Consider the following 19,262-nt stretch of genomic DNA (forward strand, 5'->3'; position numbering starts at 1 on the left):
CAGGATGGAGTCAAGTCGCATCATTACTTTTACGTGACGACCTCTCTTTCTAACGAATGCTCTGACGACGTGCAGCGTTTTGGCGATCGCGTTCTACCCATTCTGCATCGGTGAGATGAGGGGTTGTCTGCAAACGAGCGATCGCCCAAGCATTGTATTCAGGATTGCTGTCGCAGCCCAGCCACTTTCTACCCGATTGCTCTGCTACAACCAGGACTGTCCCAGAGCCAGAGAAGGGATCAAGGACAGTGTCGCCACGATCGGACGCAGCAAAAACTAACCGACGAATCAGTTCCTCCGGCTTTTGCGTTGGATGCTTTGTCTTCTCAGCCATCCCGTTACAGATTGTTGGAATTTCGATTACGTCCTTTGGCTTTGCGCCCATCGGATGGGGTGTCCATTGGTCGCGCGGTTTGCCGTTGCCGTACTGACTCGTCGTCGCCTGTGGGTGCACAGGATACTTCAGCGTGTGCTTACCGTAAGGAATCCGAATGCTGTCGATGTTGATCTTGGCGCTGACACTCTTTCGCAACAGCAGAATACTCTCGTGAGAACGTCCCCAATCGTTGCCCAGGTTCGCTTTGTTTTTGTAGTGCCACACCAGCCAGCGACAAGCCTGAAAATAACGCAGAGAGGGGCGTTTCAGGTCTGCCAGAACTTCAGAAAAGCCCATGATGTAGAGACAGCCAGACGGTTTGAGAATCCTGGCTGCCTGTTGAATCCATTGCAGCGACCAGTCAATATAGTTGTCTTGTGATGCAAAGGTATCCCAGTCTGCTTTTTTCAGGTTGTAAGGCGGATCGGCAAGTACGAGATCAACTGAGCCATCGTCCACTGTCGCTAACCATTGCAACGAATCGCCACAAAATAAGCTGCCATTAGCGGTTTGATGAGCGATCGTCACACCTTCAACTAAAACCATTGGCTGTCATGCATCTTATACTTACAGACGTTAACAAGGAGGTAGTTTCTGATCCGCGCTTGATCGCCGATCAAAGTACAGGTAAGCCCCTGATTCGCCTTGTTTATTCGTAATCACTATTGTGCCTTCATCAAGCCAAGCCAAGACCGTTTGAGCTTCAGAAATTACCTGTGGAAGAAGAGAACCTAATAGTTGATGCTGTTCTTCGTGACTTAATCCCTGCCAATCATCTGAAGAATAATTAGTTGGAGGAACTCTTATGTGAAGACCATATCCCAGACCAAGAGTATCTAAAAAATAGTATCCATCACAATACAGCTCATAGAGCTGAGATAGGGCGATCGGTAGGTTTTGATCGTGTTCTAACACAGCCATTAGAAGTTTCCTGAGCTTCCATGTCTCATACTCACCAGCGTCAATGTATCGCTTCAGAATTTCATCGGTTTCGTACTTGCTGCTTCGCTTTGAAAAGTCTAATGAGATTAGTTTTAGATAATCGTCGTTGGTCAAACCATTTTCCAGATCATTGGTTGCGTACACCCATTGTTCAAAGGTTGCGAGACACTCTTCGCCGTCAAGAAACTTAAAGATCTTAATCTTCAAGTCATTTGGTAAAAGCGGTTCTGTTTGTTGCCATCTCTCACCTATTGGAGTTTTGCCGTAAAAAGGTTGGCTCATTGTCTCAAGCGTTGAAAAATAAATTATTTGGTATCGCTCACACTACCTCTTGAACAGCATTCGCTTCCTGCATATTTTGGAGATTTGGTAGCATTCTTCCGTCCGATCGCGGCTTTTTCAAGCTTTCTAAGCGATACTTTTCTGCTTTGAGTCTTTACTCATCCCCCATCACTAATCAAAACAATGTGAACTGAGCAACTGCTAATAGTTCACCAGCCTTGTTTTTGCTTAGTCAATATTTCGCTTGCGTTTCGCCATAGTTGCCTGCTAGTAAATTTCCTTCACTCTGCTGAGCTAGCTTTAAAAGCCCGTGATATAGGAAAAGCCTGACACCCGTTTGATACCTAAAGTTGAATGCCCCTTCTGAAACTCTTTAGTTTCGTCGATTTAAGACAACCATAGTATGGTTCAAATCAGCGTCCGACAAAAGGTGGAATATTGGCTGAAATCGGAATGGGCGATACTGGATTCGAACCAGTGACCCCTTCCGTGTGAAGGAAGTGCGCTACCACTGTGCTAATCGCCCGAGAGCTTAGAAATTGTACTGCGATCTGTGTTCTGTTGAACAAGGCAGAGTAGAGATTCTAGCAGATTACAGCCAGCTTTTGGCAGAATGAGTACTGTTTTTCCTTGGCACGGTGAGCATCAATCTTGACTCAACTCTGTGCCGTCTGGCATGGTTGTGCGACAGAGCTTAGCTCCGTTCAACTCAACCCCTTGAAACTCAGCCCACCGAAGGTCGGCATCCTGCAAATCAGCGTCCCACAGTTCGGCTCGCCATAGTTCGGCTCCCCGGAGATTTGCCTTCTGTAAATTGGTCTCTCGCAGATTGGCTCCCGACAGGTCAGCGTCGCGCAAATTTGCCTCTTGCAGATTGGCTGCGTGGAGGTTCGCTCCACGCAAATTCGCTTGTTGGAGGTTCGCTCCGCATAAGTTTGCCCCTGATAGGTTGGCAGCTTGCAAGTCAGCATCTTGTAGGTTGGACCTTTCGAGATTAGCCTCCTGCAAATCAGCCTTAGGCAAACCAATCCTGGCTAAATTGGCACCAGAGGCATCTAACCCGCGTAACGAAACGCTGTCTTTATGAAGATCTTGAAGGGCGATCCGGCGAGCATAGCTGGTGGAGACATTTGCTGCTGCGGCGTTGTCAATGACACGCCACGCTTCATAATGCTTTTGGGCTCTACGATCGGGCGCTTCTTTCAAATAAAGAATGATCGCGACAACCACTGCAATCGATTGCGTCTGAGCGAAAATGGCTTTAATGGTTTCGCGAGCGATCAGGTCTTGAAACGAACGGATTTGGATGTCATCCTCAGCCCACAGCGCTAATGCTGCCAGGAAAACAACAGCTACCATGATCGCCAGCCAGGTGGGAATGGACTGGACAGTTCGTTCCAGTTGACGTGTGAGCTGAGAGGGTTTCCCTTTCATCCGTCCGTTACGGTCAGTCATCCTTTACCTTAGAACCGATCAATGAATGCATCAGCTTAGCACTCAATCTTTTAAGCTCAAAAAAATGTCAAAGGCAGGATGAACTCGAAACTTCTTGATATTCTCTAGATTGACCGTTGGTAGCTCGTAGTGTCCCAGATACGTCCCTTTTTTGGTTGCATCATTCCCCGCTTCTGGTATCCAAACTTTCAAGAAGCCAATCTGCCAGAGCACTTTCTTCAGTTCCAGGTAATCCATTTCGGCAACCCAGTCTGTGGCGCGATCGACATGCACTTCACCACAAACCATGGAGAGCAGTAAATAATCCAGATCGTTTTTTTCAAAGCAGCAGCTCTTTCCTCTAAACACCTCAAACACGTCTAACAAATGAGGGTATTGAAATCTGTATTCTGAAGCTAAATCCTTCGTTTTTTGCTCAGAGTAAATTTCCTCGGCTGCCATAATAGCAAACTCATCGATCTTTTTGGTGCCCGAATAATATTCTCCGCACAGTTTGCAAAATTGCAGTAGCTCTCTAGGACGTAGTTGCGTTCTGCCGATGATATAGTCCGTAGAGTCCTCAAACTTAGAATCTAACTTAGAGGTAAAAACTGATTTCCAACGGTTTAACGTATCTAATCTAGACGTTTCGGGAAACGAATGGGCAATTCTTAAACCAATGAGTTCAAGTAACTCATTTTTACCCCAACGAATGACCTCAACATCTTCTCTAATTTTTTGAGCGTCATCGTAGATTTGAGGAATATTATCAAAGAGTTCCTGGCGAATGGAAACATAGACTCGAAGTCCAGGGCTAATCAGGTTGATTTTTTGAGTGGCTTGAAATAGCCCTGCAATAAAATATTTAGCATCTTCCGAATCGTCCCACCCCTTGTCTAGCTCATCAATTAAGACCTTCATTCTTGATTTTTCTAAAACTTTCTTCAAGCTAGGAGTTAGACTTTTGATTTCTTCTAAACTGTAGAGCGCTTGAAGATTTCTTGACTTTGCAGCGCTTTCGTGGGCATCTAATTTAACGGTCTCTAGTTTTTTCAGGTAACTAACCAGAACGCCGATCGGACTCAGCCCTTTCATGCTGGAGTCAGCATTGACGTAATTGTAAATATCGCGTTGAGGTCCCAATAGTAAGCCGCGCTTATTCTCGACGATTTTATTGAAAATGAGATTATAGAGAAGATATTGCCATGCTACTGAATAGGAACTCTGTTTACCCCAAGAACCTTCATTCTCACGCTTCAAGTATTCCGACAGTAATTCGTAAGAATATTCTTCTGGCGATAGCTCTAAAACTAAATGTCCTTTCTTCGCTTCTGTCGAAGCAATATATTTAAAGATTGCACTCTTGCCAGTCCCTCGATTGCCAACCAAAATCGTCTTTTTGCTGTTCAGAAATTTTTGATACGTCGAGTTCTGATAGAAATATTCTGATAAACCGACTGTGATATCTCTTTCTGCGGAATCAGAACCAAGATTTAACTTCTGAATGTCTACCAGCATAGTTGATTCAGGCTTATTGACTATAGCTGAATTGTTTAATTCTCACATACAAAGAATTTGATGTCCAGTTACCGACGGAAACGCACTAATCCTCTTGAGGGCACTCGCTCCATAAATTGCTCGTCTGGCGCAGGCTCAGAAAATCACCATTGCCCAGGATGAGATGGTCAAGTAAGGGAATGCCCAAAAAGTCGGCACCCGAAAGCAATTGGCGTGTGAGGCTAATGTCTTCGTTGCTAGGTTCAACATTGCCAGAAGGATGGTTATGCGCCACGATCACCCATGTAGGCGCTAAACCCAAACCACTTTTGTGGTATCTTGCTGGAATGCTCCAACTTGAGTATACAGACGGCTATTGCCGCGTCAGCACCCAAAAACAAGCGACCTACGGCAGCGGGCTCGATCGCTACCGTGAAGATTTGGCGCGTTATGGAGTACCGGACGATCGTATCTTCTCTGATATTGAATCAGGCAGTTCTGAAAGCCGCGCTGCTTACAATCAAGTGCTGCAAAGAGTGAGGGATGGCATTACAAAGCAAGTAATTGTCCCCTGCTTTGACCGCTTCACCCGATCACCGATTGGCTGGGAAGAGGCGATCAAAGATTTCAGGCGATATGGAGCCAAACTAATCGCACTGTCAGGTGGAGCGGTTGACTTTAATTCGCCAGAGGGGATATACCGCAGTCGGATGGACGCGATCGCGGCTGCTTATGTCAAAGAAAAGAATCAGTATGCCGCCCTGAGGGGATGGGAGCGTACACGCAGACTCAACAAAGCCGTCAACCCACCATTCGGTATGGCAGTTGAAAAAGGACGCTACATTATCAACCGTGGCGAGTACTGGCAGGGTGGCAAGATTGATGAGGTTGCCCTAGAAGTTGTTCAGACCTTTCTAGCGGTTGGCACTCAACGCGGTACAGTGCAAAAACTGTGCGCAAAGTATGGTCTTCGTAAACCTGGCAGTAAATGGGCTGAAGATTTTCCGCGCGATCGCGACAAATTAGTCGGCTGGCTACAAAATCCCGTCCTGCGTGGCTATACTGCCTACTTTGGGAACAGAGGACGTGAGCGGTTGATTTGCTATGACGACCCACACGAAGCCTTAATAGATCAGCAGACAGCAATGCAGATCGATCGCTTGTTGTCTGCAAAGTCCCGTAAAATGCTGCCTGTTCAGGCTACTACATCAGTGATGAGTGGCTTAGTGTTTTGCGAATGTGGCTCAAGCTGTATGCGTCGCCGGCAATGGTTTTACTGCATCAACGCTTATGACAATCCTCACGTTGAGGAGCGCTGCAAACTGAGGCATGGCGTAAAAGCATCGGCATGTGAGCAAGCGGCAATTTGGGCAATCGTGACTCAAGCTGAATATGTTGCAGGCTTGGCTGAAGCAACGGTTCAAGAAGACAACCCAGAAGCGATCGCCCTCAAATTGAAACTTGAAAAACTTGGCGATGACCCTGATTTTGAAGATTCCCGGCAGGCGCTTAAGCAACGCATCCAAAGTTTAGAACATCTGCAACGGCAGTCAGTGGTTAGCCTGCATAGCAAACGAGAGGCATTGATCGCTGTAGGCTCCGATCCTGCGTTTTGGGTCAGCCTAGACGATTTAGAAAAACGGTTTGTTTTCACCCAACTGATCGATCGCGTCGTCAAAAGCCGTGATCGTATTTTGTATGTAGATCTAGCAGATGGCTTAGGCAGCATTGCTTTTCAACAGTTCTAGCACTTCCGTAATCTGCTCTTGCGAAACGTTGCCCTGGATTGCTAGGATTTCAAGTTTAGCAATCGCCTGCTCTTTAGCTTGCTGCTTTTCGTCCCAGTCAAGCATTTTAGATTTAATTGTTCCCCAGTTTACTTGTTTAGCGGTCATCTGCCTTATCCCTTTGTAGTTGTCGTGTGCTTACCTGTCTCGCGGAGTTGCTCGATCGCTGCCTCCCTTGCCGCCATCAATGCATCCCGTTGCCCTAGTCCCAATGAATCGTTAAGCAAAGCTGTGGTGGTGTCGCTGAGAATGGAGTAGAGATCGCGCGGTAGTGCCTCCTGCCATGCCTCTAACTCGTATGCCGCCATCAGTTGTTCAAATGACATTTGATTCGTCTTCTTCTGTGCTAGTGCGTTCAACTATCCAAAGACCCCAAAGCTTATGCGCTTGTCGTTTGAAACCGAGATTTGATAACTCTTGATCAAGTCGATCTAATGACCCGTAGGGAATCACAGCGATCGCCATTACAGGCGGATTGGCAGGGTAGTTCCAATGGAGCCAGTGGCGCACAAAACAACTATTGCTCAGTCTCTGAACCACCTTCAGAAAAGCGTTTAGAGTCATGACCGTTCCCCTGCAAGGTTTTCATCACGCCACACTCTCGCTGCGTTAGTCAATGCATGTGCCCCAAGCTTCTGCCCTCGCTCCTCCAACCAAGCGGCGAAGCCTTCACTCGCCTGCGCGATCGCCTCTTCCCGTGTTTGCTTCCCTGCCTTAAGCGCGATCGCTTCACTGATCAATTCCTTGATGGTGCTGCGATTTTCGCCAGTCTCTAAATCCATCAAGCAGCAGTGGTAACCAGCCTCCATCCATTGCTTCTCTTCGTCACTGGCAGGCGCGATCGGGCTTTCCCTTTTGGGTTCAGTAGCGCGATCGACTATGGTTTGCCAGTAGTTTTCGCTCAATGCGTCCGGCGAGCCGTCGATCTCTCCTTCCTCCAGTGCTTGGTCTGGTAGGTGCAACGGGAATGCTTTAGCAAGGATTCGTTTAGGTGCATAGACATCACGCCAGAGGTGGGCAGCCAAAATCACGCCTGTAAGTGTCCAAGTGCCCAGCATGAGCAGGCAGAATTTATCCATGATTACCCTTTTGATACTTGAGCAACAGCGTCCTTGTTGTAACGTCCAGTGATTTTGTAGCTTCTCAATGGTCGTTCTGTGGCATGAAAAAAGACCTGCCCAATCTTGAAGCCGGGATAAATAATCAACGGGCAAAACCGTCGATTATTCTTAATCTCCAAAGTCAATTTGCTACCATTCCAACCGTTATCAAGCCAAACGGCTAATGCTTGATCAAACCCTTCTCTAGCGCGAGACGACTTTAAACGAAACTCGCCGCAAATTGTTTCTGGGATGTTAAATGTTTCAAGTGTGCTGATCAGAAGAAATTCACCAGGAGATATTGCGTACTCACTAACGAGCGATCGCGGCTCCATACCATTCATATTCTCAACAACGATCGTGTTACCTACTCGCACATCTAATGAAGCAGGATTTAACAGAGTCTCGTCAAATGGATCGATCATTCCTTGCAGGCAAAGAGAATGGATTTGATAGTCAACTAGAGGCATGTTTAGCTTTCCCTACTGTGGATTGTTTTGAGGCGTATTCCAAGCGTCGATCGCCTGCACAATCAAAGCATCGATCGTCCTCTTTAAGTTCTGAGTCTCCAAGCAATGCTTCTAGCATTTTGACAATGACATTTTTGCTTGATGGCTGAAATGATTCGCTAGACAAAAGAGCATGGGCTTCTTTGATATTTGCTTCTCTACCTTCTGTCGTTAGATGCAAAAGAATGACAGGGTTAAGCGATCGACTGAGATGCCTAAAGTTAAGGACTTCGTTAGTAATTGATGTGGTTTGGGTCATGGGGTATAGCTTTATTCAATGACAAATACAAGTTTGTCTGAAAACGGTGTCAAGGGACGATTGGTTAACCGTGTTTTTTCTTGGTCAGTAAAACCGAGATAGAACTCCTCCAAACCCCTTGATTGCGGTGTGGTGACATCAGAGTAATCAGGGTTTGGTGAACATGGGTAGACTATTTCTAGATCGCCATGTTCGCTGTGTACTTCTTGTAATTTCGTCATTAGTTCTGACAATTTCATGCGAGATCGCTCCTGTTGTAATTTTTCTTGACTGTGCTAATTCGCACTTAAGTTGGTAGATGAGTTTTGCCCAGAGGTAGCGATCGCGCAACTCAAAGGGGCATTCTGATAGTTGGTTCATACCGCTTCCTCTAGCCGTCTGAATGAAACAATCCAGACGAAAGGATTAGAATCCCACGGATGCTTTTCAGCGTTGATAGAATCCCAAAGCGACATAAATGAAGCAGTAGCACTGGTGCGTTTGTCATGCCCTGTAGCGTGGTCTGCACAATTGCCGTAGCACTTCCAACCGTCGCCGTCTCGCTCAACACCTTCAGCAATCGCGTCTGATTCACTGATATCTTTGAGTCGTTGCACGCGAATATCTGTCACTTCGAGGACGAGTCGACAAACAGAACGCGGCATGAAGATTGACGGCTTCCATCCTGCTGTATTGCAATCAGGTTCTGGGACTGATTTACCACAGCGATATTTCATGTCTGCACGATAGGCAAAGCACTCGTGCGTTTCAGACAAGGCTGATCGCCAAGTCTCACGGCACCAAAGCCGATCGCATGTCTGCCCGTATGGGCATTTCAGATCAGATCGAAAACTAGACTTAACTCGGTGCCCGTCGCTGTAGTAGAACTCCATCCAACACTGAACGTCTTGGTCAAATGTAAAACCGTCAAAATTCCCAATCGATGAAATGCGGGGCCGAGGCTTAATCACCCGTCTCGTCTGCGTCTTCCGTCCCTCCAAAATGGCTCTTACCATTGCTCCAGAAAATAAAATCGGTCGTTCCTTAATTGCTAAAAGTTGTTGAGTCATGCTGCTTCCTTCTCCTGTTGCTGTTTCAAAACCAATCGATTGAACTCTCTTTTGGGGTCAATCTTTTCCGGGTAGCGCTTAATCTCTACCAACCCATCGTTAAGCAATTGCTGTGCGATCGCTTCTGCTTTTGCTGGTGTCACAGCCAATAATTTTGGCAATCGTGAAAGGTGGATTGATTGCCACTTGAGATGCCCTAATAACTGCTGTTTCTTGCTTGGTGGCTGGGGCAAAGTTGCCTGTATCGGCGCGGCTAATTGTTGCTCTGCTTTGGATGGTCTAGGTGCACTACCAACCTGAGCGATCGCGGCTTCATAGGCAGCAAGAGCCTCTTGAGCATCAGCAGTTTCTTTGTTGAAATAACTGTTATGGACACAAGCCTCTCGCAAGATTGACTTACGATCGGGCATGGGCGTTTTGGTGGCAAGCGCCTTTGCTTGAGCATTGGCGATCGTCTGCATGACAACCTTGTGATGCTTAGCCGTGAATTTTTGCAGCTCCTGCACGGCTTTTCATACGCTTCTCTGGCAGCAACAGATGGGGCTGTGCCATAGCAAAAGTATTTATCACTCACACCAGCTAACTTACAAACTTGATACTGGCGGATTTTGTAAGTACCGCTAGCGATCGCTGTTTGCTTGGCTTGAGCGATCGCCTCTAAAACTCGCTCTTGTGGGGTTGATTGTGTGTTCATGATGCGTCCCTCGCACTACGATCGACCAAAACTTTAGTCATTGCCATATTTGTTTCAGGGGCTGGAAAACCACGCCAATTTGGTTCAAGCAGATCTAATGCATCAATAGTTTCATTCCACCAAGTCGTGCCGCAGATACTGTTTGGCTTGATGCCAAAAAACCTAGCAGCGTCACGATCAATTGCTGTGTAGCTGTAGCCTTTTATTTTTTTGCGAGTACGCAGCCGTGCCAATAAATCAGCGGGCAATTGAACGGAACAAGTATCATTCATGGTGGTGGTCATAATTTTTGGGTTTGGCGGTTGGGTTGAAAGACGCGATCGCCTTTTTACTTTTCGATGCCAGGTGATTTCTGATAAAGCGCTTCCAGTTGTCTACGGTCTGCCTCAATGTCTGAAATCGCCTTGAGTTTGTTGGTCGTCTGCCAATAGCCGATCGCGGCTTGGCAAAAAGCGACGGTGGGGAGTGCGAGGAGGATGAGGAGTGCGATCGTCATGCGGCACCTCCAATGTTGGAATTAGCGCGAATAGTTTGAGGTATTGCAGCGCCAACCACGACAGGGAACCGAATGATTTCACGCAAGGGGCGATCGCTTACCGTGACCGTTACGCACTCCTCCTCAAGCTTTCTACCCACCTTCACAGCAGGGCGAAAGAACGGTGTCACAGCCTGCACCACTGAGAAGCTGTCATCAGCGATCGTGCCTGCATCTTTCAGCCCGTCGAGGATGAACTTGGCTGATGCCACCGTGTTATCCCAATCGCGTGATGTATAGCGCTGTAAGACAAAATCAAGGGTGATCCACACGTCAGCAGAGAACTGATGGGAACCACTGGCAGCCCTGGCTACAGCAGCGGACCATTGATCTTTCGTGCGGGCGCTTTTTGTCCAGTGCGATCGCGCCTGGTTGATCTGTTCGTTCAGTGTCGGTGGTAAAGGGATGGAAAATTGTGTAATCACGCTGCTAAATCCTCCTGCCTATAATCCCAATGCGTCAGACAGTAGCCATCACCGTCATTGTCAAAATGCACTGGCTGATTTTTGCAATGCTCATCGCCGCAGCAGTGCATGTGTGAACGAATACCGTCAGCGGTTTCCGGCTCATCTGCAAATGTCTCGTCAAGCCAATCACTTAAAAGCTGTTCTAGTGGTTCCATAAAGCCTCCAATTACTTCTCTGACCAATCACTACAGACAACGCTCTCAGCGCTGTACGGATTTTCGTAAGCGGGAATGCTGCGAACAAAATAGGCAAGTGCAGACTGCATTGCCAGCCAAACGGCATAGCCTGCTGCTTCTGCGTGTTCTTCCTTGCAAAGGCAATTCAATTCATCGTGGTTAATGTTGCAAAGCCTCAAGCCCCATTCAGGGTTAACCTCAGCCGCTAACCGGATTTGGTGCATCGCAGTTTTGATGCTGTCAGCCTCAACTGTCATCCAAGCAACCATCACGGCATCAGTCGGTTTAGCACCACCGTAGCCACCCTCTTTAGCCTCCCAAATGGGCAGGAACACACGCCGACCGGATAGCCCTACAGCCCATGTGTAGGGAAGTTTGCACCCTTCAAACCACACTTTGTCTGTACGGATGGAACGCTTAACGCGATCGTGATACTGCTTGACTCCTGAAAAGCTAGCTTGCAGCAAGTCAATGATGCTCTGGGCAAACTCAACCGTGCAACGGAAACCACCAATCTCAACAGTGGCAGCAGTTTTCTTAGCACCAGCCCCATTCAGCCAACCATAGAACACGTTTTTAGCAATGTTCCGTAGTGTGGTAGCTAATTTCCCTTCAGCGTCCTTTTGCTTGCGGATCGCGCTGATTTGCTCACGGGTCCAGTTGCGGTCTGCTAGGGTAGAAAGCTTGGCAGCGACGATCGCATGAACATCCACATCATCGATATAGCTCGCTTGGAACAACTTATCGCCTGTCGTTTCAGCCGCAATCCGGGCATGGGCAGCCGAGTAATCTACTACCAGAAGTTTGTAACCAGCAGGCGGACGAAAGAGCGATCGCACCGGTGGCAAATGCAAGACTGCTACTTCAGGACAGGCTTTTGATGGATTAGGGGGGTTCTGGAGGTTAACCGATGGCACTCCGTTAGACTTGCCTGACGTACTCCTACCTCGCCCTTGTGGAGCGCATTGGCGGTAGCCACCCCTGATGGCTCCGTCTCGGTAAGCGAGTTTGCAGTTCGCTAAATAATCCAGGTAGGCACCGATCGACCGGGTAGCCAGTAGTGATGAAATAACAGGGTGCGATCGATGTGGGTTCAGCGCTTCCTTATCAGTCTTATCGACGTTGATACTGAGCTTTTCACGAATTGCTGGTGGCAGTTTGGCGTTGTCATCCACTGACAGACCGGGGAACGTGGCATTGAATGGCTTAGCTATTTCGTCCGCTGCTGACTGGTATTGCTGCGTAATATTTTCAAGTGCGGTGCGATCGGCGGGGAAGCCGTACACGCTCATCTCAGCAAACGCTGGCAACGCCCCAAACTCTGCAAGGCAAGTGTTAGATAACCCTTGCTCTGTACACATTAGCCCCAGCTTCTGCCACACCTTAAACAACACGGTGGTGTCGTAGGCTGCATAATTTAGCTGTTCGTTGGTTAGCGCCCAGCCCCAGTCCGATCGCTGCTGTGACTGATCAATCTCAAACCCCAGCCGCTCACAGACTGCTTTCAAGCTATGGCGGTACTGCTCAATGCCTGCCCAGTAAATCTGAGACAACAGCATGGTATCGGCACACTTCCAAGGTTTGAAGCCGTAGAGCTTGATCAGCCACTGAAGATCAAAGTTCAGGTTGTGCCCTACAGTCCACTGGTCTTTAGATTCAACGCTGGCTTTGAGTTGAGCAAAGAAACCAAGTGACTCTAGACGACTGATGAGAGTAGCGCGATCGTCTTCCCAACCGCCTAAATCAGCAATCAGGCAAGAGCCATCACGTAAACCAACCTGAATGGTACGGATTAGCCCTTTCCAGGGGTCTAACCCATCCATCTCGCCTTCGCCATAGGTTTCAATGTCTACGGCTACCGCTGTAGCATCTGACCAAACATCAATGAACTTAGCTATCTGTCTGGTGCTGGCTGTACGACTGTAGATGATGCCACTGTTAAGCGGCACGTCTGCAAACAGTAAGGAGTGTTGGTGGGTCAGCATTAAGCCCAACCTCCTTCCTGCATAGCTTCGTACTCATCCCATAGCAACAAATCACTCAGATTAATCTCGGTATTAACCATCTCTAGGCGTGCTTTGACGGAGCTATAAAGCCGTGTGATTTGAGCACCCTTGCTGTTTACCCATGCTGTAGCAGAGTCGGGATTGACCAAAGCAACGCGATCGCCAACCTTAAACCGACCTATTGAAACCACTTCTTGAGCAGGGATTGTCTTACCTTGTGGCTTGGCTGCTTTAGGCAATGTTTGAGTGCTAACTGTCACATTTGGCTGAGTTGCTTTATCTTCTGACCCCTCCCCCCCCGTCACTTCCTGAGAAGATGTTTCTGAATCAGCTGAAAATGGCTCTGTGTATGAAGAAAAATTATTCGCAGATTCTTCCCAAGCTTCTTCCCACTGTTCTTCGTTATTCGCAGTGAGAATAGTTTGCGAATAGTTTTGTGAATAAATTTCTCCTTGCTCTGTATAGGTTTCAGCGTTTTTAGAAGATGTTCTCATTAGATCACTAGGGGGGGTGTCCCCTTCATCATCTAAACCACTAACTGTCACACCTTCAGGCAGCGCATAAACCCACCTTCGTTTGTCAGTAGACGATCGCCGCCGTGTAATTTGTCTAGATTCTTCCATCCGATCAAGAACCCTATAGAGTTCTTTACCCATGTTTAAGCGATCGTTGATTTCAGAAAACTCCATGCCTTTTGGTGCGATCGCAGCTAGCACTTTAAGAACCGATCGAGCCTTTGTCTTAAAGGAACTTTCAGAGCCATCTTCATCAAGCAATGTGTAGATGCCAAGCGTTCCCCACTCTTGCCGCTGATTGATGGTGATCTTGACCTTGAACTCCTGCACTTCACGACCTTTGACCAGTTCCAATAAACGGAAAGGGTTAGCGGGGTTTTGTTGATCAACGCGATCGAGCGTGTAGCAACCCCAGAAAGCAGCAGGTATACGAGCAGAGCCAGAGATTTTGTTAATGCCTCTAGCTAGTGGGTCCTTGTTCGCGTGGTGTGTGAGCACCCCAGATGCCCCGTAACGGCTCAACAACCCTTTAAGCTTGTAGAGATAGCGTGCAAACTCAGGGTCTTTCTCAGAGACACCGACATTCATGCAAATAGTGGTTACTGAGTCGATAAAGACTACATCCGGTCGCCAGTCTTCTAGTTCTTCTTCCAGGTCCGAGAGGTTTGTAATGTCAAGATCAGTCCACACCTTAAAGTTTTCAAGTTTGAGCATATCTACACCACGTAGCTTTAAGCGTCGCATGGTGGAATGCTCCGACTCATCACAACTGATAAACAGTACCTTGCACTCTTTAGCGGCTTGCTCTTCTAAAAATGTGCCTTTGCTTAAAGCAGCGTGAATCATGTCTGCTAGTAAATTTGTCTTACCAGCACCAGCAGGGGCAGATAAAAGAATGGACTCACCAGCAGGCAAAAAGCGTGAGATTAGGAAGTTGAGAGCTTCACTGCCTTTGCTGAAAAAGTCTAGACCTGAGTAGCGGCTTTGCTTGACTGGGTGGTTATCGGCTTCCAGTTTGATAATTTGCTCAGTGAAATCCTGCTTAGTGATGCGATGTACCGCGCAAACTTCGCTACGCATGATCAAACGCATGATCGGGTCAGGTTCTTGCAGGTATCGCTGTAGTTCCAGCTTTAAACGATTGGCTCTGCCTGCGATCGTATTGTCGGCTGTCTTTTCGCTAGGCACATCAGCGGGTTTATCCGTTTCTGCCTCAACTTTTGCTGCCTGTGCTCTGGCTTCTTTCGCTTCCTTAAGCGACTGCTTGACTGCATCGGGGCAATGCTGCTCAAATACGTTGCGATCGAGCTTCAGTATCCGTAGCCAGTTACCTTCTTCATTGCCGCCCGCGTGTTCGCTACTGCTGTGGCATTCAGTCGGGCTGATTGTCTTCAGAATGCGCTCCCATTTGCCATCATCCTGCCCGTTGTCGATGCGCTGCCATGCGACGGCTGCTAAGTCTTCTGTGGTGCCACTATACGCAAGCTGATAGCGTCGGCAGAAGTTCTCCCAGCCGTACCATTCTTGTGCTGCTCTGGTTAGTGCTGCTGAGCGATCGTCGCCCTCTAGCTTTCCTTGCAGCAAGTCTTTAGAAAACTGGTTGCCTAACTCTCCCAGACGGAGGGCACCAGGCACATAAGCAGTACGGTTAATGGTGCGATCGCTAACCGTTTGATCTCGCTGCCTAACTGGGTAAATACCCAAGTCTTCCAGCGACTCAATGAAAACTGGCTCGTCACGGTGGTAGTTGATGTATGGGGTGCCGGATGGTCCCACAGTCGGAGCCAAAACCGTAAAGCGCCCAGCTCCTAAAACTTGTCCGCGCTGTTTGCCGCCAGTCTCTAGAGCAAAGTTTGTATAGCCCGGTGCCTGGTCAAGCTTGACTGCTAAACGGAAACCGCCAGAGTGTGTCTTTTCCCACCACGAAGACTGTAAAGCCTCATGTGTATTGAGAATGCCGTAGAACCAAGTATCAAGTTCATCCTGGTTGCCATCAAAGTCTTTCAGGTCAGGGTCAATCCAGTAAGTATCATTCCAGCCGCCCAGAGTCCCTACGCCGTTGATTGGGTTGGCAAACCAGCGGCTAAGGTCTTCACGAGTCGGTAACTGGTCTTGGAACTTATTGTGGTTAACTAGCCGTGGGTTACCGTCGCGATCGATGTAGCTTGGATTCTTACCAGTGAAAGCAGGAATCGGATTGCCGTCTGCATCACGCTTGATTGCACCATCTTTTGTTTTAGCAGGGAATTTGCTATGATCTTGAAATGGTGCGACTGGTAAGGCTGGATAACCATTTGCGACTAACCAACGCACAACTATCTTGACTTCGTTATTGCCTTGAGCGGGTTGCTTAGCGAACCCTAAACCTGATACTTTTTGTTCAACCATTTGGATGTACCTATGTTTTAGCAGGGAATTTGCTATGATCTTGAAATGGTGCGACTGGTAAGGCTGGATAACCATTTGCGACTAACCAACGCACAACTATCTTGACTTCGTTATTGCCTTGAGCGGGTTGCTTAGCGAACCCTAAACCTGATACTTTTTGTTCAACCATTTGGATGTACCTAGAAAGACGACGAATGGGGGACTGGCGTAGTTAGTGCTACGCCTTTTTCTTCAGTTGAAGTGCTCTAGACTTTGCTGCCGCAATGCCAGCGATCGGCAACGGTTGCAAGTGGCTACGCTCAATCAGTTCTGCGTTAGCTTGCCATTTGCCTTCTGGCGTTTTGACCAAACCATGATTATTAGCAGCACCAAGTAGACCAGCGATCGATCGCTTGCCTTGAGGCGTTGCTTTTAATGCCCGTTGAATCTCCTGGGTAGAAAGAGCACCCCAGATTTCCAGCGATCGATAAAACGATGACCGTAAGATGCTGTTACCGTATGTGCGCTCTACGGTCTTAAATGTCTCTTGTGTGTAACCAATCTGCACCTTCAGCGCTTGGTGGGCGATCGCTTTAGCTGTTAGCTGCCTGTAAGTGATGCTGTCTGTGCAAGCTTCTTCTTCTCGCTGCCACGACTCATCTTTAAGTGGCTTTAGCAAATAGCGGATTGTTAACCCGTCACCATAGGTCGGATCGTCTATGTCAAACTCAACGTCGTCACCGCTTGAGTCATACACTAACTGACATTCCCCGACCCTCACCCACCCTGTCGGGTAAATCACAGCTACGTCTGCAATGCGATCGCCAATCGGGTATTCAAATGTGACTTCGGCTTCGCTAACATCTGCTATGTCTGCTCGGAATGATTCTGCGATTAGTTGTTTGCCGCGTAGATGCTCAACAGATTCAGGGTGGTAGTTAAAATTCGTTCTTGGTGCCGTCTTGTGAACAAAGTGAAGCGTAAAGCCTCCTCTGTCACGAACAAAAACGGGTGTGTCGCAATCTGGAAAGGGTGAGATTAGCTGGTCTTTCTGGTATTTCATGCGGATTGCGTGCCCTGAATCAAAATCAGATGCCGCAATCCGCTCACCAGTGCCAGCGACTCTGGCAGTGAGTACCATTTATTCCTCCTCATCAAAATCTGCATATTCGTCAGGAATCGCCGCTTCAACCTCGATCGCATCCTCTCCCTCATCATCCAAAGATGGCGGCGATACTTTGACCGTGCCAAGCTCCAGAATGCGATCGCGGATTGACTGCATTACCTGAGCTTCAATACCTGGAAGCTGCGCGATCGTGCTCCATTTGTCGGGCTTGCGTAGCCACTCTTGCGCTAAGTTAACTTGCTCGATCGTAGCGGCTTTTACTAACAGCCCTTGAAACTTTTCTAAGACTTTATCGCCTTCGTTTTGAGCAGACGCAGTTGCTTGTTTCTTAGGCTTTGCTTTTGGCTTTTCAACTGCTACGTAATCAGCCGCTAAACCTTCAGCTTCAGTTATAGCATCGGGCGGCATATTGCCTTGTGAAACTTCATCACGCACCACATCGATCGCGCTTGCAATTTGCAAAGTGTTGGTAGCATTCTTGATCTGTCGCTCAGTCTGCCCCCAGATTGAAGTTTCTTGATAGCCTTGCATCACAGGGATATTGCCACCAATGAGCGCGATCGCGTCGGCTCCTCCCCCTAGCCGTTGTACTTCTTTGATTGCCATGAATTTCTGCAGTGTGGCTAACCATTCAGGGTCTTCGGAAAGGGATAAAGCCCAATAGGAACCCTTCGATCGTGCGCCTGTCTGGTTGTAAACCGTTTTGCCGTTTACAGTGCCCTTCTCGGCATTAGGTCGCATGATTTTCTTCTCTACTCTGGTGAGCGTGTAGGGAATAAAACCATACGTCCAGGGTGATGGTACAGGGCTTACGTCTAATGCTCCATACTGTTTGTATAAAGCGCATAGTTGAGCGTGTAAACCTGTTAGATTATGAGTGCCTGAAACGCTCATCATCCACGCTTTTGTGGCACCCATACCAGCGGCGTAGAGTTCACGGACGTAGAAGAAAAATCGACCGTTACCTTTGCCACAAGTAGCGCATTCAGGCTCATCACCTTTCAAGCAAGGCTCGTTAACGTCCTTCCGCTCAAACGCAATTTTCTGCTCACCTTTCAGCCCCTTGTAAGGGGTTTGGCACATCTTCTGGACAATCCGCTCCCCGTTGCAACGGTGCTGGAATCCTTGAGCCGTGTAGGACTCGTACCAGGTGTGGTAGCACTCATCTGGCGTAGCATAGGGCAGAAAGATGTTTAACTTATCGGGTCGATCGCTGCCGTAGTGCTCTTTGAAGATGCCGCGAGTGCGATCGTTGCACTCAATGCGAAACTTCTCACCCAATGTCTTGCCAGCGCTGTTGTCCGTTTTGGCATCGCCAACCCACACACGCCCGACTACATCTAGGTTGATCGTCTCTTGCGCTGTAGCTACATCCGTTTTGCCTAAAATTGGCATTGCTCTGATCCTCGTAAGGTTGATAGATTGCTTAAAAATTAATCTGGGTTAAAATTGCTCCACTCTCAAGCACGAACTCGTCTGCACTGAGCGGATAGCTAAAGTTCGGAGAGCAATCAATGTGGTAGTACTCTCTGCCAAAAGCTTTAGATCGGAAGCAGTGCGTATTGGAGTGAGCCGATCGCCCCATATACTGACAATCATCAAAAATCTCTTGCCAGCGTTCAGGGTCTTGCGTTGCTTGTAAGCGATCGCGCAGCGCACCCCACATCAGCCACCATTCAGGGTGGTACTGATTGATCCATTCAGTTTGTGTTGCTGTAGGCATGGCTTTTAGAGGTAAAGAGTGAAGAGAAGAAAGGGCGATCGCACCTGCTAAGGCCCGGTACACACAAGGAAACTAGGCGGTTACTTTCGCGCTCAAATCGATTTCGCCGCTCTGCACTTGCTTGAGGAATGCGATCGCCTTATCGTTATTCGCAAAAAACAAGCTTGTAAATTCAGGAATCGGCACTGCCAAACATGCAGCAGCATTCCATCCGATAATTGGCTCTAATGTTTTAGCGGTTTGATCCAAGGTGCAGACCCAACCCGCTAAACAGTGAGTTGTTTCGCAGACGTGTACTGAATCCATTTGCAGCTTTAAGTTATCAACTAAGACAATCTCTGCAATTTGTTTCACTAGCTCTACTGAATAAGCAGATTTCTTGCCAATACCGATCGCACCACTCAGGTTGGCACCACGC

26 protein-coding genes, 1 tRNA gene and 1 pseudogene are annotated in these 19,262 nt (G+C 48.0%); 2 read left to right on the plus strand and 26 right to left on the minus strand.

Annotated features, from left to right (window positions below; translation table 11 throughout):
• Positions 1 to 49: 49 nt before the first annotated feature.
• The 6 genes and pseudogenes from AC5JO6_RS22980 to AC5JO6_RS23005 form a co-directional block, all read right to left on the minus strand.
• On the minus strand, positions 50 to 922 hold the full coding sequence (locus AC5JO6_RS22980; RefSeq protein ID WP_496083363.1) for a DNA-methyltransferase: 873 nt from the start codon (positions 920 to 922) through the stop codon (positions 50 to 52).
• A gap of 30 nt (positions 923 to 952) precedes the next feature.
• Entirely contained in the window at positions 953 to 1,600 is a 648-nt protein-coding gene (locus tag AC5JO6_RS22985) for a hypothetical protein (protein ID WP_496083364.1), read from the minus strand.
• A gap of 454 nt (positions 1,601 to 2,054) precedes the next feature.
• Positions 2,055 to 2,126: transfer RNA gene (locus tag AC5JO6_RS22990), tRNA-Val, on the minus strand.
• A 119-nt stretch (positions 2,127 to 2,245) separates the two neighbouring features.
• A complete protein-coding gene (locus AC5JO6_RS22995) occupies positions 2,246 to 3,055 on the minus strand; it encodes a pentapeptide repeat-containing protein (protein WP_496083365.1) in 810 nt (269 codons plus the stop codon).
• A 42-nt stretch (positions 3,056 to 3,097) separates the two neighbouring features.
• Entirely contained in the window at positions 3,098 to 4,552 is a 1,455-nt protein-coding gene (locus AC5JO6_RS23000; protein WP_496083366.1) for a P-loop ATPase, Sll1717 family, read from the minus strand.
• Between the two features lie 85 nt (positions 4,553 to 4,637).
• Positions 4,638 to 4,838 (minus strand): annotated as a pseudogene (locus AC5JO6_RS23005) (JAB domain-containing protein); the annotation flags it as partial.
• 40 nt (positions 4,839 to 4,878) lie between these two features.
• On the opposite strand from AC5JO6_RS23005, the gene AC5JO6_RS23010 reads away from it, so the two are divergent.
• Entirely contained in the window at positions 4,879 to 6,279 is a 1,401-nt protein-coding gene (locus AC5JO6_RS23010; RefSeq protein WP_496083367.1) for a recombinase family protein, read from the plus strand.
• Here AC5JO6_RS23010 and AC5JO6_RS23015 read toward each other — a convergent pair.
• From AC5JO6_RS23015 to AC5JO6_RS23050, 8 genes are all read right to left on the minus strand, one after another.
• A complete protein-coding gene (locus AC5JO6_RS23015) occupies positions 6,250 to 6,426 on the minus strand; it encodes a hypothetical protein (RefSeq protein WP_496083368.1) in 177 nt (58 codons plus the stop codon). The two genes, AC5JO6_RS23010 and AC5JO6_RS23015, sit on opposite strands and share 30 nt — an antisense overlap.
• A gap of 5 nt (positions 6,427 to 6,431) precedes the next feature.
• Positions 6,432 to 6,644 (minus strand): hypothetical protein, encoded by a 213-nt coding sequence (locus tag AC5JO6_RS23020; RefSeq protein WP_496083369.1) that lies wholly within the window; start codon positions 6,642 to 6,644, stop codon positions 6,432 to 6,434.
• The gene (locus tag AC5JO6_RS23025; protein ID WP_496083370.1) at positions 6,634 to 6,882 is read right to left on the minus strand and encodes a hypothetical protein; all 249 of its coding nucleotides are present in this window, start codon (positions 6,880 to 6,882) and stop codon (positions 6,634 to 6,636) included. The genes AC5JO6_RS23020 and AC5JO6_RS23025 overlap by 11 nt, the downstream gene beginning before the upstream one ends.
• On the minus strand, positions 6,879 to 7,397 hold the full coding sequence (locus tag AC5JO6_RS23030) for a hypothetical protein (RefSeq protein ID WP_496083371.1): 519 nt from the start codon (positions 7,395 to 7,397) through the stop codon (positions 6,879 to 6,881). The genes AC5JO6_RS23025 and AC5JO6_RS23030 overlap by 4 nt, the downstream gene beginning before the upstream one ends.
• Positions 7,398 to 7,399: 2 nt before the next feature.
• Positions 7,400 to 7,888, minus strand: a complete 489-nt coding sequence (locus AC5JO6_RS23035; RefSeq protein WP_496083372.1) for a dCTP deaminase — start codon at positions 7,886 to 7,888, stop codon at positions 7,400 to 7,402.
• A complete protein-coding gene (locus AC5JO6_RS23040) occupies positions 7,875 to 8,186 on the minus strand; it encodes a hypothetical protein (RefSeq protein WP_496083373.1) in 312 nt (103 codons plus the stop codon). The genes AC5JO6_RS23035 and AC5JO6_RS23040 overlap by 14 nt, the downstream gene beginning before the upstream one ends.
• A gap of 147 nt (positions 8,187 to 8,333) precedes the next feature.
• A complete protein-coding gene (locus AC5JO6_RS23045) occupies positions 8,334 to 8,546 on the minus strand; it encodes a hypothetical protein (protein ID WP_496083374.1) in 213 nt (70 codons plus the stop codon).
• Positions 8,543 to 8,830, minus strand: coding sequence for a hypothetical protein (locus AC5JO6_RS23050; RefSeq protein ID WP_496083375.1), 288 nt, complete (start codon positions 8,828 to 8,830; stop codon positions 8,543 to 8,545). Before AC5JO6_RS23050 ends, AC5JO6_RS23045 begins: the two co-directional genes overlap by 4 nt.
• 5 nt (positions 8,831 to 8,835) lie before the next feature.
• Here AC5JO6_RS23050 and AC5JO6_RS23055 point away from each other — a divergent pair, with 5 nt between their 5' ends.
• Positions 8,836 to 9,021, plus strand: coding sequence for a hypothetical protein (locus AC5JO6_RS23055; RefSeq protein ID WP_496083376.1), 186 nt, complete (start codon positions 8,836 to 8,838; stop codon positions 9,019 to 9,021).
• A 210-nt stretch (positions 9,022 to 9,231) separates the two neighbouring features.
• Here the strand turns inward: AC5JO6_RS23055 and AC5JO6_RS23060 are convergent, their stop codons facing one another.
• The 12 genes from AC5JO6_RS23060 to AC5JO6_RS23115 all read right to left on the minus strand — a co-directional run.
• Positions 9,232 to 9,741: a hypothetical protein gene (locus AC5JO6_RS23060; protein ID WP_496083377.1), complete on the minus strand. Its 510-nt coding sequence runs from the start codon at positions 9,739 to 9,741 to the stop codon at positions 9,232 to 9,234.
• A gap of 184 nt (positions 9,742 to 9,925) precedes the next feature.
• The gene (locus tag AC5JO6_RS23065; protein WP_496083378.1) at positions 9,926 to 10,213 is read right to left on the minus strand and encodes a hypothetical protein; all 288 of its coding nucleotides are present in this window, start codon (positions 10,211 to 10,213) and stop codon (positions 9,926 to 9,928) included.
• Positions 10,214 to 10,257: 44 nt separating this feature from the next.
• The gene (locus tag AC5JO6_RS23070; RefSeq protein WP_496083379.1) at positions 10,258 to 10,425 is read right to left on the minus strand and encodes a hypothetical protein; all 168 of its coding nucleotides are present in this window, start codon (positions 10,423 to 10,425) and stop codon (positions 10,258 to 10,260) included.
• Complete coding sequence (locus AC5JO6_RS23075; protein WP_496083380.1) at positions 10,422 to 10,889, minus strand: RusA family crossover junction endodeoxyribonuclease; 468 nt, start codon at positions 10,887 to 10,889, stop codon at positions 10,422 to 10,424. Before AC5JO6_RS23075 ends, AC5JO6_RS23070 begins: the two co-directional genes overlap by 4 nt.
• The gene (locus AC5JO6_RS23080) at positions 10,886 to 11,086 is read right to left on the minus strand and encodes a hypothetical protein (protein ID WP_496083381.1); all 201 of its coding nucleotides are present in this window, start codon (positions 11,084 to 11,086) and stop codon (positions 10,886 to 10,888) included. Before AC5JO6_RS23080 ends, AC5JO6_RS23075 begins: the two co-directional genes overlap by 4 nt.
• Before the next feature lie 11 nt (positions 11,087 to 11,097).
• Positions 11,098 to 13,092 carry a DNA polymerase gene (locus AC5JO6_RS23085; RefSeq protein ID WP_496083382.1) on the minus strand — a complete coding sequence of 665 codons (1,995 nt, stop codon included), beginning with the start codon at positions 13,090 to 13,092 and terminating at the stop codon, positions 11,098 to 11,100.
• Positions 13,092 to 16,016: an AAA family ATPase gene (locus tag AC5JO6_RS23090; RefSeq protein ID WP_496083383.1), complete on the minus strand. Its 2,925-nt coding sequence runs from the start codon at positions 16,014 to 16,016 to the stop codon at positions 13,092 to 13,094. The genes AC5JO6_RS23085 and AC5JO6_RS23090 overlap by 1 nt, the downstream gene beginning before the upstream one ends.
• A gap of 10 nt (positions 16,017 to 16,026) precedes the next feature.
• The gene (locus tag AC5JO6_RS23095; RefSeq protein ID WP_496083384.1) at positions 16,027 to 16,185 is read right to left on the minus strand and encodes a hypothetical protein; all 159 of its coding nucleotides are present in this window, start codon (positions 16,183 to 16,185) and stop codon (positions 16,027 to 16,029) included.
• A 48-nt stretch (positions 16,186 to 16,233) separates the two neighbouring features.
• Positions 16,234 to 17,136 carry a competence protein CoiA family protein gene (locus AC5JO6_RS23100; RefSeq protein WP_496083385.1) on the minus strand — a complete coding sequence of 301 codons (903 nt, stop codon included), beginning with the start codon at positions 17,134 to 17,136 and terminating at the stop codon, positions 16,234 to 16,236.
• The gene (locus AC5JO6_RS23105) at positions 17,137 to 18,516 is read right to left on the minus strand and encodes a recombination directionality factor (protein ID WP_496083386.1); all 1,380 of its coding nucleotides are present in this window, start codon (positions 18,514 to 18,516) and stop codon (positions 17,137 to 17,139) included. It abuts the gene before it with no gap.
• A 31-nt stretch (positions 18,517 to 18,547) separates the two neighbouring features.
• The gene (locus AC5JO6_RS23110; RefSeq protein ID WP_496083387.1) at positions 18,548 to 18,844 is read right to left on the minus strand and encodes a hypothetical protein; all 297 of its coding nucleotides are present in this window, start codon (positions 18,842 to 18,844) and stop codon (positions 18,548 to 18,550) included.
• Positions 18,845 to 18,916: 72 nt separating this feature from the next.
• Positions 18,917 to 19,262, minus strand: a 346-nt coding sequence (locus AC5JO6_RS23115) for a hypothetical protein (protein ID WP_496083388.1), incomplete at its 5' end; no start/stop codon positions are given.

This window comes from Tildeniella sp., from assembly GCF_059505325.1.

Bases quoted from the DNA above. Each gene is read 5' to 3' on its own strand.
- AC5JO6_RS22980 (WP_496083363.1), bottom strand. From the start codon at position 922: ATGGTTTTAGTTGAAGGTGTGACGATCGCTCATCAAACCGCTAATGGC.
- AC5JO6_RS22985 (WP_496083364.1), bottom strand. From the start codon at position 1,600: ATGAGCCAACCTTTTTACGGCAAAACTCCAATAGGTGAGAGATGGCAA.
- AC5JO6_RS22995 (WP_496083365.1), bottom strand. From the start codon at position 3,055: ATGACTGACCGTAACGGACGGATGAAAGGGAAACCCTCTCAGCTCACA.
- AC5JO6_RS23000 (WP_496083366.1), bottom strand. From the start codon at position 4,552: ATGCTGGTAGACATTCAGAAGTTAAATCTTGGTTCTGATTCCGCAGAA.
- AC5JO6_RS23010 (WP_496083367.1), top strand. From the start codon at position 4,879: ATGCTCCAACTTGAGTATACAGACGGCTATTGCCGCGTCAGCACCCAA.
- AC5JO6_RS23015 (WP_496083368.1), bottom strand. From the start codon at position 6,426: ATGACCGCTAAACAAGTAAACTGGGGAACAATTAAATCTAAAATGCTT.
- AC5JO6_RS23020 (WP_496083369.1), bottom strand. From the start codon at position 6,644: ATGTCATTTGAACAACTGATGGCGGCATACGAGTTAGAGGCATGGCAG.
- AC5JO6_RS23025 (WP_496083370.1), bottom strand. From the start codon at position 6,882: ATGACTCTAAACGCTTTTCTGAAGGTGGTTCAGAGACTGAGCAATAGT.
- AC5JO6_RS23030 (WP_496083371.1), bottom strand. From the start codon at position 7,397: ATGGATAAATTCTGCCTGCTCATGCTGGGCACTTGGACACTTACAGGC.
- AC5JO6_RS23035 (WP_496083372.1), bottom strand. From the start codon at position 7,888: ATGCCTCTAGTTGACTATCAAATCCATTCTCTTTGCCTGCAAGGAATG.
- AC5JO6_RS23040 (WP_496083373.1), bottom strand. From the start codon at position 8,186: ATGACCCAAACCACATCAATTACTAACGAAGTCCTTAACTTTAGGCAT.
- AC5JO6_RS23045 (WP_496083374.1), bottom strand. From the start codon at position 8,546: ATGAACCAACTATCAGAATGCCCCTTTGAGTTGCGCGATCGCTACCTC.
- AC5JO6_RS23050 (WP_496083375.1), bottom strand. From the start codon at position 8,830: ATGCCGCGTTCTGTTTGTCGACTCGTCCTCGAAGTGACAGATATTCGC.
- AC5JO6_RS23065 (WP_496083378.1), bottom strand. From the start codon at position 10,213: ATGACCACCACCATGAATGATACTTGTTCCGTTCAATTGCCCGCTGAT.
- AC5JO6_RS23070 (WP_496083379.1), bottom strand. From the start codon at position 10,425: ATGACGATCGCACTCCTCATCCTCCTCGCACTCCCCACCGTCGCTTTT.
- AC5JO6_RS23080 (WP_496083381.1), bottom strand. From the start codon at position 11,086: ATGGAACCACTAGAACAGCTTTTAAGTGATTGGCTTGACGAGACATTT.
- AC5JO6_RS23085 (WP_496083382.1), bottom strand. From the start codon at position 13,092: ATGCTGACCCACCAACACTCCTTACTGTTTGCAGACGTGCCGCTTAAC.
- AC5JO6_RS23090 (WP_496083383.1), bottom strand. From the start codon at position 16,016: ATGGTTGAACAAAAAGTATCAGGTTTAGGGTTCGCTAAGCAACCCGCT.
- AC5JO6_RS23095 (WP_496083384.1), bottom strand. From the start codon at position 16,185: ATGGTTGAACAAAAAGTATCAGGTTTAGGGTTCGCTAAGCAACCCGCT.
- AC5JO6_RS23100 (WP_496083385.1), bottom strand. From the start codon at position 17,136: ATGGTACTCACTGCCAGAGTCGCTGGCACTGGTGAGCGGATTGCGGCA.
- AC5JO6_RS23105 (WP_496083386.1), bottom strand. From the start codon at position 18,516: ATGCCAATTTTAGGCAAAACGGATGTAGCTACAGCGCAAGAGACGATC.
- AC5JO6_RS23110 (WP_496083387.1), bottom strand. From the start codon at position 18,844: ATGCCTACAGCAACACAAACTGAATGGATCAATCAGTACCACCCTGAA.